Here is a 13,901-nt window from a genome sequence, read left to right as displayed (position 1 = left end):
GAACGGTAATCGTTGATTAACAACCGTTCACGCGCGCGGACTCGCAGCGTCCACGCTATAGCCGCTACTTGGCTTTAGAAAAAGAATACGGCGCGGCGTCGGGGGCGGTGCCGCGCTGCTTGTTGGGCGTGGCGCTCATGTCGAAGTCGAGCACGGCGCCTTTTAGTAGCTCTTCGTGGCTGAGCCAGGTCTTGTCGTAGGGCTTACCGTTCACGGTCAGCGCGTTCACGTAGCGGTTGGCGGCCGAGTTTTTGGGCGCGTTCAGCACAATGTCCTTGCCCGAGGGCAGGTGCAGGGTGGTTTTGGGGAAGAGCGGGGCCCCCAGCACGTACTGGTCGGTGGCGGGGCACACGGGGTAGAAGCCCATGGCCGAAAACACGTACCAGGCCGAGGTTTGGCCGTTGTCCTCGTCGCCGCAGTAGCCGTCGGGCGTGGGCAGGTAGAGGCGGTTCATTACTTCGCGCAGCCAGTACTGGGTTTTCCAGGGCTGGCCGGCGTAGTTATACAGGTAAATCATGTGCTGGATGGGCTGGTTGCCGTGGGCGTAGTTGCCCATGCCCGCAATCTGCATCTCCCTGATTTCGTGGATGGTGCCGCCGTAGTACGAATCGTCGAACACCGGCGGCAGGGTAAACACCGTGTCCAAGGTGGCCACGAACTTCTGCCGGCCGCCCATCAAGTCCACCAGGCCCTGGATGTCGTGAAACACCGACCAGGTGTAGTGCAAGCTGTTGCCCTCGGTGAAAGCGTCGCCCCATTTAAAGGGGCTGAAGGGCTTTTGGAAGGTGCCGTCCTGGTTTTTGCCGCGCATCAGGCCGCTTTCCTTGTCGAAGAGCTTGCGGTAGTTCTGGCTGCGCTGGGCGTACAGGGCAATTTCCTTCTTGGGCCGCTTCAGGGCCTTGGCCAGCTGGTAGATGGCGAAGTCGTCGTAAGCATACTCCAGCGTGCGGGCCGCGTTTTCCTTGATTTTCACGTCGTAGGGCACGTAGCCCAGCTTGTTGTAATAGGCCACGCCGCGGCGGCCCACCGCGTCCAGGGGCCCCTCGTTGTTGGCCCCGTGCACGAGGGCCTGGTAGAGCACGTCCATGTCTTGCCCGCGGATGCCTTTTAGGTAGGCGTCGGCCACCACCGAGGCCGAGTTGTTGCCCACCATCACGCTGCGCAGGCCCGGGCTGGCCCACTCGGGCAGCCAGCCGCTCTCGCGGAAATCGTTGGCCAGGCCCTGCTGAATCTCGGCGTTCACGTCGGGGTACAGCAGGTTCAGGAACGGGAACAGGGCCCGGAACGTGTCCCAAAACCCGGTGTCGGTGTACATATAGCCCGGCAGCGTCTGGCCGTTAAACGGGCTGTAGTGCACGGTTTTGCCCGCGGCATCCACCTCGTAGAGCTTGCGCGGAAACAGCAGCGCCCGGTACAGGCACGAGTAGAACGTGCGGCGCTGGTCGTCGGTGCCGCCCTCGGCCTCGATGCGGCCCAGGGCCTGGTTCCAGGCCGCGCGGCCTTCCTGGCGCACCGCTTCCAGGTCGTGGTCGCCAATCTCTTTCAGGTTCAACTCGGCCTGCTCGGCGCTGATGAACGAGGAGGCCACGCGGGCGTTCACCCGCTCGCCCTTGCGGGTTTTGAAGCCCACCACGGCCCCCGCGTGGCTGGCCTGGGCTTCCAAAGCCCCGGCGTCGAGGGCGTTGTCTTTGTAAATGGCCGTGTTGGCGAAGTCGTGGTCGAACTCCACCACGAAGTAGTTCTTGAAGTTCTGGGGCACGCCGCCGCTGTTGCGCGTGGTGTAGCCGATGACCTTGCGCTGCCCGGGCAGCACCTTCACGTAGGAGCCCTTGTCGAGGGCGTCAATTACGACGTAGGCGCTGTCAGTTTTCGGGAACGTGAAGCGGAAGCGGGCGGCGCGCTCGGTGGGCGCAATTTCCGTCGTCACGTCGAAGTCGGCCAGGTACACGCGGTAGTAGTTGGGCTCGGCCACCTCGGCCTTGTGCGAGTACCAGCTGGCGCGCGCGTTTTCCTCAAACACGCGCTTGCCGGTGGTGGGCATGAGGGCAAACTGGCCGTAGTCGTTCATCCACGGCGAAGGCTGGTGCGTCTGCTTGAAGCCGCGGAGCTTGTCGGCTGCGTACTGGTAGGCCCAGCCGTCGCCCATTTTGCCGGTCTGCGGCATCCAGAAGTTCATGCCCCAGGGCCGGCAGATGGCCGGGTACGTGTTGCCGTTCGACAGGCTCGGCTTCGAGTCAGTGCCGATGAGCGGGTTCACCCACTGGGCGGGGTCGGCGTTGGCGGCGGTGGGGCCCTGCGCCAGGGCGGGGGCGGCCGCCCACAGCAGGGCCGCCAGCGCGGGAAAGGGATTACGCATTCGGTACGGTAGGGGAAAGCAAGGGGCGCGGGGCCCCAAGGTTACAAAAAAAGAGCGCCGGGGCCCCAGGCCCCGGCGCTCAGGCACCCGGTTGGCTAGTAGCCCGGGTTCTGGGTTAGCTTGTTGTTGCGGCCAATCTCGGCCGATGGAATGCCCCACAGCAGGTATTTCTCCAGGAAGGCCGCGCCCGCTTCGCTCTTGAAGCCAATCACGTTCACAAATTTGTTGTTCACCACGTCGTAGGTCTGGCGGGTGCGCTGGATGTCGAAGTACGCCTTGGCCTCGTAGGCCAGTTCGTGGTAGCGCTCCTTCCACACGGCGGTGCGGAAGTCGGCCTGGTTCAGGCCGCTCAGCGCGGGTAGCTTGGCGCGGCTGCGGATGGCGTTAAGCTGCGCGTAGGCTTTGGCCGTGGGGGCCCCCGCTTCGTTGCTGGCCTCGGCGTAAATCAGCATCACTTCGGGCAGCCGCAGCAGCGTCCAGTTCTCGTCCGACGAGCCGTTGCCGAGCGCGCTCGACACCTGAAAGTACTTGTAGAGGGCGTGCACCTTGAAGTCCACAGTCTTCGTGGGGTCGCTGATAGATGGGTACTTCGAGAAGTAAAATTGCTGCTCCTGGGTGCGCAGGTCGCCGGCCTCGTAGCTGTTGAAAAACTCGTTGGTCGGGATGATGGCCCCGAACTCGTCGCTGTACTTCGAGATGCCCACGAAGTACGGGATGACCAGCGGGCTGATGGCGTTGCTGGCAATGCCGAAGGAGTACTGCGCCTGCAAGATGAACTCGCCCTGGTTTTTGTGGGCGTTGTCGTGCAAAAAGGCGTAGTCAGTGAACAACGAATAAGAGCCGGCGTCAATCACCTCGGCGGCCTTGGTGGCGGCCAGGGCGTAGTTGGCCTTGAGTTGCAGCGGGTAGCCGGCCGTGGTCAGGTACACGTTGGCCAGCAGCGACTTCACGGCTCCCGTCGAGATGCGCCCGTTTAGGTCCACAGCGGGCAGGCCGGCAGCCTCCGCAGTTTGCAGGTCGCTGATGATTAGCTTGTACACGTCGGCCTGGGGCGAGCGGGTCGGGTACAGGTCCGGGCTAGCGCCGTCGATGGGAGTGGTGAGCAGGGGCACGTCGCCGTAAAGGCGCACCAAGTTGTAGTACAAAAAGGCCCGCATGAAGTACGCCTGGCCCAGCAGGGACTTCTTCAGGGTTTCGTCCATCGAAATGTCCGGAATCCGGGCAATGGCCAGGTTAGCCGACCCGATGCCGTTGTAGGAGTTGTTCCAGACGTTGGAAAAGTACGGGTTGGCCGGGTCGATGGTCTGGTTGATGAGCTGGTTGTTGAACTGGCTCTGGCCCAGCGAAGTGGCGTGGCCGGGCAGCAGGTCCAGGCCCACCCAGATGCTTTCGCCGTAGCCCGTATCGCCGTTGAAGATGCGCAGGCTGTTGTACAGGCCGTCAACCGCGGCCTGGGCCTGGCTGGCCGTGGTGAAGTACGCGCCCTGGGAAATGGTCGAGCGGTTGTCTTCCACCAGGTAGTCCTTGCAGCCCGCCGCCGCCAGCAGCAGGCCCGCGCACAGGGCCGTTTGGGTGAGTGATTTAAAGTTCAGTGACATATCGGGAGCGCTGGAAGTTAGAAGGAAACGTTGAGCCCGGCCGTGAACACGTGGGCCTTGGGGTAGTCGAAGAACTGAATGCCCTGGGCGAAGGGGTTACCACGAGGCGTGCCTTGAGCGTAGGAGTTGTCGCCAAACGTGCTCGTTTCGGGGTCGTAACCTTTGTATTTGCTGGCCAGGAAGAAGTTTTGCGCCGACAGGTACACCCGCAGGCGGGAGAGCTTCAGCGACTCGGTGAGGGCGGTGGGGAAGTTGTAGCCCAGCACCAGGTTGCGGCCCCGGATGAAGGAGGCATCCTTCACTTTGTAGGAGTCAATACCCGTGTCGTAGCGCACGTACGACGGCCGCACCTGGGCGATGTAGGTATCCTGGTGCTCGGGCGTCCAAGCGTCGTTCAGGGCAATGCTGTAGCTGTTGGCCTGCCCGGTGCGGTCGAGGGCCGAGTGCTCGGTCAGGTTCATCACGCTGTTGCCGTAGGTGAACTGGATGTCCACCAGCAAGTCAAAACCCTTATAGCGCAGCGTGTTGCTGAAGGTGCCGAAGCCGGTCGGGATGTTCTTGCCCAGAATCACCCGGTCCTGGTCGTTGATCAGTCCGTCGTTGTTCTGGTCCTTAAACTTTAGGTCGCCTGGCAGGCGGCCGTACTTGAGGGCTTGGTCGGCCTCGGCCGTGCTCCAGGTGCCCAGCCGCTCCCGGCCGAAGAACGAGCCCACCGGCTGCCCCACGCGCAGCACGTTGGTTTCGTTGAGGAAGTTGGGGCCCGGGAAAATGTCGTCCCCGGCGTCGCCCAGTGCTAGCACGCGGTTCTGGAGGAAGGAGATGTTGAACGTGGTCGACCAGGTGAAGTCCGTGGTCTGCACGTTCACCGTGTTCAGGCTCAACTCCAAGCCTTGGTTGCGAATACTACCGATGTTTTTCGTGATGCTGGGGTAACCGCTCGACCGCGGCACGGGGGCGTTCAGCAGCAGGTCAGTGGTGGTGCGGCGGTACAGGTCAGCTTCGAAGGTGATGCGGTTCTGCAAAAAGCCCACGTTCAGACCCAAATCGTATTGCCCAGCCCGTTCCCATTGCAACCCCGGATTGCCCAGTGTGCCGATGGTTTGGCCCGATACTCGGGTGCTGTTGATAATGTAGGAGTTGCCACCCAGCCGAGGTTGGGACTGGTAGTTGTCAAAGTTGCTGTTGCCCGTTTGGCCGTAGCCGAAGCGCAGCTTCAAATCAGAGATCAGCGAGTTGTCGCGCAGAAACTCTTCCTGCGAAATCCGCCAAGCCAGGGCCGCTGATGGGAAGAAGCCGTACTTGTTGTTGTCGCCGAAACGCGACGAGCCGTCGCGCCGCCCGGTCACGGTCAGCAAGTAGCAGTCCTTGTAGCCGTAGTTGGCCCGGGCAAAAAACGAGAGAAACCGGTTGGAGTTAAAATTCGAGGTAGGAGGCTGGGGCGTGGCGCTTTGGCCCAAGTTGTAGTAGCCGTAGAAGTTGTCGGTCAGGTCTTGCGTCTCAGCGTAGTTGGCCAACTCCTGGAACCGCTGGGCGTCCACGCCCACCACTACGTTCAGTGAGTGGTCGGTACCAAACTGCTTGACGTAGGTCAAGTAGTTCTGCCACTGGATGCTGCTGTTGTTGTAGTTGCCGATGCTGGCCAGGTTACGGCCCCCGTTACGGAGTTGAATCAGGTTGGAGGCAAAGGACGGGTTAAGTTCCGAGCGGATGTTGGCGCCCAATACGGTACGGAAGTCCAGCCCCGGCAGGAAGTTGACGTTGGCGTACACGTTGCCCGAAAACACCTGGGCCCGGGTCCGTTCGTCGTCCTCGCGGGCAATGGCCACCGGGTTGTCGCCGCCTTCCATGTCGGGGTAGTCCTGGCGCTTGCCATACACACCGTTGGGGTACTGAATGGGCACGATGGGAATCATCTCAATTAGCATCCGCGGGATGTTGTTGCCCCCTGTGAAGTAGTTGCCGATGCGGTTTTCGATGTTGGTGTAGCTGAGGGTGGTCCCGATTTTCAGGTACTTCTTCACCTGGTTGTCCACCACCAAGCGGGCCGAGTAGCGCTTCTGGAAGGTATTGTCGATGATGCCGTTGGCGCCCACGTAGTTCAGAAACAGGCCGTAAGTCATCTGGTCGCTGCCGCCCGAAAACGACAGGTTGTGGCTTTGCGCCACGGCCGTCCGGGTAGTTTCGTTCTGCCAATCCACGTCGTAGAGCGGGTTGAGCTGGTCGTCGAACAAGCGCTTGGGGTCGTTGGGGTTGGCCAGGGCCCGCCGCTTGATGCGCGGGTCCTTGTTGGCGTATTTGCCGGCGGCCCAGCCCGCGGGGTCGTACTTCTGTACGTTCTGGTAGGCCAGGTCCTCGGTAGCTAAAAACTCGCGGGCGTTCAGCACGCTCTGCTTGCGCGCCAGCGTGTTAATGCTCGCGTAGGTATCGTAGCTGATCGTGCTGCCCTTGCGGCCGCGCTTGGTCGTAACCAGCACCACGCCGGCGCTGCCCTGGGCCCCGTAAATGGCCGTGGCCGACGCATCCTTGAGCACCTCAATGCTCTCGATGTCGTTGGGGTTGAGCGTGGTAATGCCCGCCGTCCAGAACACGCCGTCCACCACGTAGAGCGGGTCGTTGCCGGCCAGAATGGACGAGTAGCCCCGCACGCGAATCACTGGTGCGCTGCCCGGCTGCCCCGAGTTCAGCGATACGTCAACGCCCGCCACCTTGCCTTGCAGGCTCTGCGCGATGTTTACCACGGGGCGCTCCACTATCTCGCTGGCCTTCACGCTGCCCACGGCTCCGGTAATGTCAGAGCGCTTCTGGGTGCCGTAGCCCACCACCACCACTTCGTCCAACGCCTTGGTGTCCGTCACCAATTGGATGTTGAGCGTGGTGCGGCCCGCCAGGGTAATTTCCTGGGCCACATAGCCCACGGAGGAAACCACGAGCGTCTCGTTGCCGGTGGGCAGCGTCAGCGAAAACCGGCCGTTGGCGTCGGCGCTGACGCCCACTCCGGAGGACCCCTTCACCACGATGGTGGCCCCGGGCAACGGGCTGCCTTTCTCGTCGGTGACGGTTCCCTGCACCGTTACCGCGGCGAGGTGCAGGCCTAGCAATCGATTGCTATCCCGGGCCAGCGTGGGCAGCGGGGCCAAGGCCACCACGGGCCCCAGCAGCAGCAGTGGAATACCACGCCAGTTTTTAACGGATAAAAAAGTACGCATAGGAAAGGGGGTGTGGGTGGAAAAAATAGCCCGTGACAGGCAAATAGCAGAGAGGCAAAGAGTTGTATTATCTGAGTAGAGGGAAAGCGTAACAATCAGAAATTCGGTTAAACGTTTTAGCAAAAATCATGCGTAAACGTGCTGCCAAAGCTGTTGTGGACGAAAGAGGAATGGCGGCTGGGCTAATTCAGGGGCCCCAAGGGCGCGAACTGGAAGGAAAAAGACGGGTAAATGTTTTTCTAGCAGTGGGTTGAGCAGAAGTTTTTTAACTTAGACCGATGAATATATTTGCAATCGATTGTTTGCGTAGGCTGATTACCTAAGCGGAGAAACCCAGCCCATGCGTCATTACCTAGATCGGTACTTAGCAGTGGATTAATGTTATTTTGAGCAATGATACATGAAATTTACATAATATTTAAAAAAATGCTTAAACATTTTAGCAAAAACAACGACTTAAAATCGCACATTTGTGCCTGGCAGGCCCAGCCTGGGGCCCCTTGCCAATTCTTGCTCTTTATTTTCTACCCATCCTAAGCTCAACCATTCATGGCCCAGCGCTTTGCTTTCCTACCTACCCCCGCCGCTCCTTGGTTAAAGGCCGTGCTTGGCGCTTGCCTCGCTTTGGGCACGGCCCCCGCCCCGGCCCAAAGCCTCACTTCCTTCGTTGACCCGATGATCGGTACGGGTGGGCACGGCCACGTTTTCCTCGGGGCCAACGTACCGTTTGGAGCCGTGCAGCTGGGGCCCCAGAACATCATCAAGGGCTGGGACTGGTGCTCGGGCTACCATTACTCGGACAGCCTAATGGTCGGGTTTTCGCACACGCACCTCAGCGGCACGGGCGCCTCCGACCTGGGCGACGTGCTGATCATGCCCTACACGGGGCCCCTCAAGACCGACAAGGGCCAGCAGAAGGTGCCGCACCAAGGCTACCTCTCGCGCTACTCGCACAAAACCGAAACGGCCCGGCCCGGCTACTACGCCGTGACCCTGGCCGACTACGGCATCCGCGCCGAACTGACGGCTACCGCCCGGGTCGGCTTTCACCGCTACACGTTCCCGGCCGGGGGCAAGGAGGCGCACGTCATCATCGACCTCAAGGAGGGCATCGACGACAAGGCCACCGACACCTACATCGAGCAGGTGGACCCGCAAACCTTTGTGGGCTACCGCTTTTCCAAGGGCTGGGCCAAAGACCAACGGCTCTACTTTGCCATCAAAACCTCGGCGCCCATCTCGCAATTTGCCGTGTACAACGAGGCGCAGGCGCTGAAGGGCAAAAAAGGCCAGGGCGTGGCCATCAAGGGCGTGTTCAGCTTCGCGAAGGCTCCGGCCGCGTTGCAGCTGAAGGTGGGGATTTCGCCAGTTAGCTCGCAGAACGCGCTGGCCAACATCGCGGCTGAGGCCCCCGGTTGGGACTTTGCGCAGGTGCAAAAAGCGGCCGATGCGCAGTGGAGCAAGGAGCTGAATAAAATCGCCGTCGAGACGACCGACCCGGTGGCCAAGCGCATCTTCTACACGGCGATGTACCACGCCTGGTTCGCGCCGGCGCTGTTCAACGATGCCAACGGCGACTACCGGGGCACCGACAAAAAGGTGTACCCCAAGGCGGCCTTTGCCAACTATACTACGTTCTCACTCTGGGACACGTACCGCACGGAGCAGTCGCTGTTTACCCTGGCCCAGCCCGAACGGTTGGGTGACATGGCGCAGTCGATGCTGGCCATCGGCCGGCAGCAGGGCAAATTGCCCATCTGGCCTTTGATGGGCAGCGAAACCGACTGCATGGTGGGCTACAGCGCCGTGCCGGCCCTGGCCGAAGCCTACCTCAAGGGTACGCCGGGCATCGACGCCAACGAGATGCTGGCGCAGATGAAGGCCTCCAGTACCCGCGACGATATGGGCTCGCAGTACGTGAAGTCGCTGGGCTTCATTCCGGCCGATAAGGAGCCCGAGTCGGTGGCCAAGGCCCTGGAGTACGCCATCGACGACTGGAGCATTGCGCAGGTGGCCAAGAAGATGGGCCGCCTGGACGATTACAAAACATACAGCGCCCGGGCCCTGTACTACAAGAAATACTTCGACCCGCGCACCCGCTTCATGCGCGGCCTCACCACCGACGGCAAGTTCCAGCTGCCCTTCAATCCCATCCAGTCCATCCACCGCCAGAACAACTACACCGAGGGCAACGCCTGGCAGTACACTTGGCTGGTGCCCCACGACGTGCCGGGCCTCATCGGCCTGTTCGGCAGCGACGCGGCGTTTGTGCAGAAGCTCGACAGCTTGTTTGTGGTGCAGGGCAGCCTGGGCGAAAGCGCCTCGCCCGACATTTCGGGCCTGATTGGCATGTACGCCCACGGCAACGAGCCCAGCCACGCCACCACCTACCTTTACGCCTACGCCGGCCAGCAGTGGAAAACCGCCGAGAAGGTGCGCCAGGTGCTGCGCGAAATGTACAAGGACCAACCCGACGGTATCAGCGGCAACGAAGACTGCGGGCAGATGTCGGCCTGGTACATCATGTCGGCCCTTGGTTTTTATCCCGTCAGCCCCAGCAGCGGGGCCTATGTGCTGGGCAGCCCCCTCATGGACCGCGCCACCATCCGGCTGCCGCAGGGCAAAACGTTCGTCATCAACGCCAAAAACAATGGGCCCCAGAATCCGTACATCCAGTCGGTGGCCCTGAACGGCAAGCCGTATGCCAACAGCTACGTGCTGCACCGCGACATCGTGGCCGGCGGTACGCTGGAGCTGACGATGGGGCCCCGGCCGAACACGGCGTTCGGCGCCGCGGCGGCCAACCGGCCCCAGGAAATTTACCAATAGAAACTTACGAACAAAGGACGTGGCCGCCCGGGCCCCTGGGCGGCCTTTTTACTGCGCATTGAAAAAGAAACTCCTCATCCACGACATCGCCAGGCACCTCGACGTGTCCATCGCCACGGTGTCGCTTGTGCTCAACGGCAAGGCCAAGGAGAAGCGCATCAGCGACGGGCTGGCCGAAAAGGTGCTCCGGTACGTGGAGGAAGTGGGCTACAAGCCCAACCAGCTGGCCAAGAGCCTGCGCACGGGCAAAACGCACGTCATCGGGCTGGTCGTAGAAGACATTACCAACCCGTTCTTTACCGCCGTGGCCGGCCTTATCGAGCAAAAAGCGCTGGCGCGCGGCTACCACATCATTTATTGCAGCACCAACGACGACGCGGCCAAAACGCGCGACCTGCTCGCCGTGTTCCAGGCGCGGCACGTCGACGGTTACATCCTGGCCCTGCCCGCCGGGGTAGAGGAGGAGGTGCGCGCGCTCGTGCGCGGTGGCAAGCCCCTGGTGCTTTTCGACCGCCTGCTGCCCGGCCTGCTCACCAACGCCGTGGTGGTGGACGGCGCCAGCGGCATGTACGAGGCCACCCGCCACCTGCTGGGGCAGGGCTTCACCAACATTGCCCTGGTCACGGCCCGGGTGAGCCAGCTGCAAATGGCTGTCCGCCGGCAGGGTTACGCCCAGGCCCTGCGCGAGCGCGGCCTGCCCGAGCTGGTGCAGGAAATTACCTTCCCGCAAACACGGGGGCAGATCCTGCAGGAAATGGAGGCGTTCTTCGTCGCCCACCCGGCCTGCCACGCCGTCATCTTTGCCACCAACTACCTGGGCGTGTACGGCCTGGAAGCCCTCGGCCGCCTGGGCCGGCGCATCCCCGCCGAAATGGCCGTCGTTTCCTTCGACGACAACGACTTGTTCCGGCTTTATTCCCCGCCCATCACCGTGGTGGCGCAGCCCATGGAGGCCTTGGCCGAGGAAAGCATCAGCATTTTGCTGGCCGCCCTGGAGGACCCCGGTGCCGGGGCCCCCGGCCGCCTGGTGCAGCTCCAGCTCGCCCCGCAGCTGGTAGTGCGCGGCTCTTCCCTGCGCCCCGCCAGCTAATTTTTCCGCCCAAACGGGTTCCTAAACGAGAAGCTCCCCGGGGCCCCTGCCAACGCGGTAGGGGCCCGGGGAGCTTCTCGTTTGGAATAAAAGCGGCCGGTTAGGCCGGCACCACCGGGCGGCTGCCGCGCAGCCCGTACCACATGATGTACACGTAGCACACGATGGGCAGCAGCAAGGCCAAGCGCAGGCTGCTGTGGTCGGCGATGAAGCCAAACAGCAGCGGCACCAGCGCGCCGCCCACAATGGCGGTGCACAGCAGCCCCGAGCCTTCCTCGGTGAGGCGACCTAGGCCCACCAGCGCCAGCGTGAAGATAGTCGGGTACATTAAGGAGTTCATGAGGCCCACGGCCAGCAGGCTCCACATGGCCACCGGCCCGGTGGTGCTGATGGAAATCAGGATGAACACTACGGCAATAATAGCGTTGAAGGCTAGTAGCTTAGACGGGGAAAATTTGTTGAGTAGATACGCTCCAGCGAAGCGCCCGACCATCGCCGCCCCCCAATAAAAGGATACCATCATACCTGCGGCAGCTTCGGTGTTATCTATGCTGAAGCCAAATAATTTTTGTGCCTCCGAGATTACTAGCATGCTCCTAACATAAATGAGCAAGTCTGACATAACACTGCTTAGGCTGAGGTAGCTCACAATATGCGAGCCAATGGCCACCTCGGCGCCTACGTAAGCAAAAATGCCGACCACGCCGAACGCCAAGTGCCGGTAGCTCCAGGCCCCGCGGTGCTCGGCGGGGCTACCTGCCTCCTCGGCGGCCGCGTGCTCAATTACAGGCAAGTGCACCCGGCTCAGCAGCAGGCTGATAAGCAGCAGCACGCCGCCAATAACGAGGTAGGGCAGCTGCACGGCCCGCACATCAATCGTGGCGGCCGAAGTGGCCGTGTTCAGCTTGGGCAGGTGGCTCAAAATCAAGGCGCTGCCCAGTAGCGGGGCCAGCGTAGTGCCCAGCGAGTTGAAGGCTTGCGTAAGCGTGAGCCGCGCCGACGCCGACGCTGGGGGGCCCAGGATGGCCACGTAGGGGTTGGCCGCCACTTGCAGCAGCGTAATGCCCGAGGCCAGCACGAACAGGGCCCCCAGGAACAGCCCGTAGGCCCGCGCCGCCGCCGCCGGATAGAACAAAAACGCGCCCACCGCGGCCACCACGAAGCCCAGCAGCATCCCGCGCTTGTAGCCCACCCGCGCCACTACCTTGCCCGCCGGAATGCTCATCAGGAAATACGCCCCAAAAAAGCACAGGTTAATTAAGTTCGCCTGGGCGTACGAAAGCTGAAAAATTGCCTTTAGGTACGGAATCAGAATGTCGTTGAGGCAGGTAATGAAGCCCCACAAAAAGAACAGGGTTGTCACGGCACTCAGCGCCGACGTGTAGCGCGGCGCCGGGCCGGCCGCCGCATCGGCAGCTGGGCGGTTGAGAATAATGGGAGCAGGAGCAGCCATAGGAAACAGCGGGGTAGGGAGGGAGAAGAATGAAAAAATGCAATTGACACTATAAATACTGCCTCCTGGCAAGCAGCCCGCCTGGGCGCAACGCCTTAGACAATCGTTGGACTAAGGTAGAAGCCCGACGTCTCTCGTGCTAACCTCTGCGGGCTGTTGCCGCCGTCGCCCTAGCTCCAACATGGGATCCGTGCTGCCGATAAGCTGGAATCACAACGCATCACACAGCGAGCTGATGTAGCCAGCAGTACAGCAAATACTGCTCAAAAAGCAAAGGAAGGAATTTTATAATGCTTTTACGCTTTGTAATTACTAAAAATAAAAGGTTTGAGCAAGCCAGGTTTATCAACTTGGCTTCAGCACTAAAACAAACGATTTCGCTGTAAAAAGAAAGGCAGTAGCCACCCTTTTGCAAGTGCGTAAAAACCTAAACCGGGCCCCATGCTGGTACCAAGCAGCGGCAAGCCAGCGCAAAAAAAGAACCTCGGTCATCTTTCAGCATCCCGGAATAATCAACCCCGGCACTAACCAGCACGCGCTTGCCAGGCGGCGGCAAGCCCTTAAGAATATACAGCTGAAAGGAGTGGCTCAGCCTTTCAGCCAACCCAGCACTTCGGCGTCAACGCGCACCGGCCGGCCACTTTTGGGGTCGAGCAGCACCCACGTAGTTTCCGCTTCGCACAGCAGCGCATCGTCGGCCGCACGGGTGAGGTGGGTGTGGCGTACCGAGGTAGCCCCGCCGGTATTACCTACCCACGTAGTGGCGCGCAGCACGTCGCCAGCAAAAGCGGGCTGCCGGTAGCGGACGCGGTGTTCGCGCACCACCCAAACGTACGCCTCCTGTCGCTCGGGCGGGCAAATGGCCAGCCAGTGGGCCCCCGCCACGTCCTGTACCCAGCGCACGTATTCCACGTTATTGGCGTGGCCAAGGGCGTCGATGGCGGTTTCGGGCACCACAAATTCGTGGGCGAAGCGGAAGGCGGAGGCGTCGGGAAGGAGCGGGGCGGTCATGCAGGAGAGAAAAAGAACGAGCGCAAAGGTCGGGGGGCTAGAAAATTCCGGCGGGCTTGCGCAATTGAAAAGTATGCTTATCTTTGGCCCAACCTAAGACATCAAGCCACGGTGGCCCAAACGCTTAGCGAAACTCCACAACCCACCACCATGCCCACCGGAACGGTAAAATTCTTTAATGACACCAAAGGCTTTGGTTTCATCAAAAACGACGAAACTGGCGAAGACATCTTCGTTCACATCAGCGACCTCCAAGTTAGCTCGATCCGCGAAAACGACAAAGTGCAATACGAAGTAGCTCAGGGCAAAAAAGGCCCTAACGCTGTTAAAGTGTCGCTGGTTTAGTTTCCAGCTTTTG

General features: G+C 61.2%; 8 protein-coding genes. 3 read left to right on the top strand and 5 right to left on the bottom strand.

The window, feature by feature from the left end:
- Positions 1 to 64: 64 nt before the first annotated feature.
- From AXW84_RS12165 to AXW84_RS12155, 3 genes are all read right to left on the bottom strand, one after another.
- Positions 65 to 2,356: a GH92 family glycosyl hydrolase gene (locus tag AXW84_RS12165; protein ID WP_082773859.1), complete on the bottom strand. Its 2,292-nt coding sequence runs from the start codon at positions 2,354 to 2,356 to the stop codon at positions 65 to 67.
- Positions 2,357 to 2,451: 95 nt separating this feature from the next.
- On the bottom strand, positions 2,452 to 3,954 hold the full coding sequence (locus AXW84_RS12160) for a RagB/SusD family nutrient uptake outer membrane protein (RefSeq protein WP_068233347.1): 1,503 nt from the start codon (positions 3,952 to 3,954) through the stop codon (positions 2,452 to 2,454).
- A gap of 17 nt (positions 3,955 to 3,971) precedes the next feature.
- On the bottom strand, positions 3,972 to 7,160 hold the full coding sequence (locus tag AXW84_RS12155; protein ID WP_068233344.1) for a SusC/RagA family TonB-linked outer membrane protein: 3,189 nt from the start codon (positions 7,158 to 7,160) through the stop codon (positions 3,972 to 3,974).
- A 549-nt stretch (positions 7,161 to 7,709) separates the two neighbouring features.
- Between AXW84_RS12155 and AXW84_RS12150 the strand changes: the two genes are divergently transcribed.
- Together AXW84_RS12150 and AXW84_RS12145 are read left to right on the top strand one after the other, a co-directional pair.
- The gene (locus AXW84_RS12150; protein WP_068233341.1) at positions 7,710 to 9,989 is read left to right on the top strand and encodes a GH92 family glycosyl hydrolase; all 2,280 of its coding nucleotides are present in this window, start codon (positions 7,710 to 7,712) and stop codon (positions 9,987 to 9,989) included.
- Positions 9,990 to 10,047: 58 nt separating this feature from the next.
- Positions 10,048 to 11,079 (top strand): LacI family DNA-binding transcriptional regulator, encoded by a 1,032-nt coding sequence (locus AXW84_RS12145; RefSeq protein ID WP_068233337.1) that lies wholly within the window; start codon positions 10,048 to 10,050, stop codon positions 11,077 to 11,079.
- A gap of 100 nt (positions 11,080 to 11,179) precedes the next feature.
- Here AXW84_RS12145 and AXW84_RS12140 read toward each other — a convergent pair whose 3' ends face one another.
- Together AXW84_RS12140 and AXW84_RS12135 are read right to left on the bottom strand one after the other, a co-directional pair.
- Positions 11,180 to 12,532: a sugar MFS transporter gene (locus tag AXW84_RS12140; protein ID WP_068233332.1), complete on the bottom strand. Its 1,353-nt coding sequence runs from the start codon at positions 12,530 to 12,532 to the stop codon at positions 11,180 to 11,182.
- Positions 12,533 to 13,120: 588 nt separating this feature from the next.
- Positions 13,121 to 13,543: an acyl-CoA thioesterase gene (locus AXW84_RS12135; protein WP_068233329.1), complete on the bottom strand. Its 423-nt coding sequence runs from the start codon at positions 13,541 to 13,543 to the stop codon at positions 13,121 to 13,123.
- Positions 13,544 to 13,693: 150 nt separating this feature from the next.
- Between AXW84_RS12135 and AXW84_RS12130 the strand changes: the two genes are divergently transcribed.
- Positions 13,694 to 13,888 (top strand): cold-shock protein, encoded by a 195-nt coding sequence (locus tag AXW84_RS12130; RefSeq protein ID WP_068239330.1) that lies wholly within the window; start codon positions 13,694 to 13,696, stop codon positions 13,886 to 13,888.
- Positions 13,889 to 13,901 lie beyond the last annotated feature (13 nt).

The sequence above is a fragment of the Hymenobacter sp. PAMC 26628 genome (assembly GCF_001562275.1).
GTDB lineage: Bacteria > Bacteroidota > Bacteroidia > Cytophagales > Hymenobacteraceae > Hymenobacter.
The sequence above is the reverse complement of the archived record's forward strand: the minus strand, read 5'-3'. Positions and strand labels throughout refer to the sequence as shown.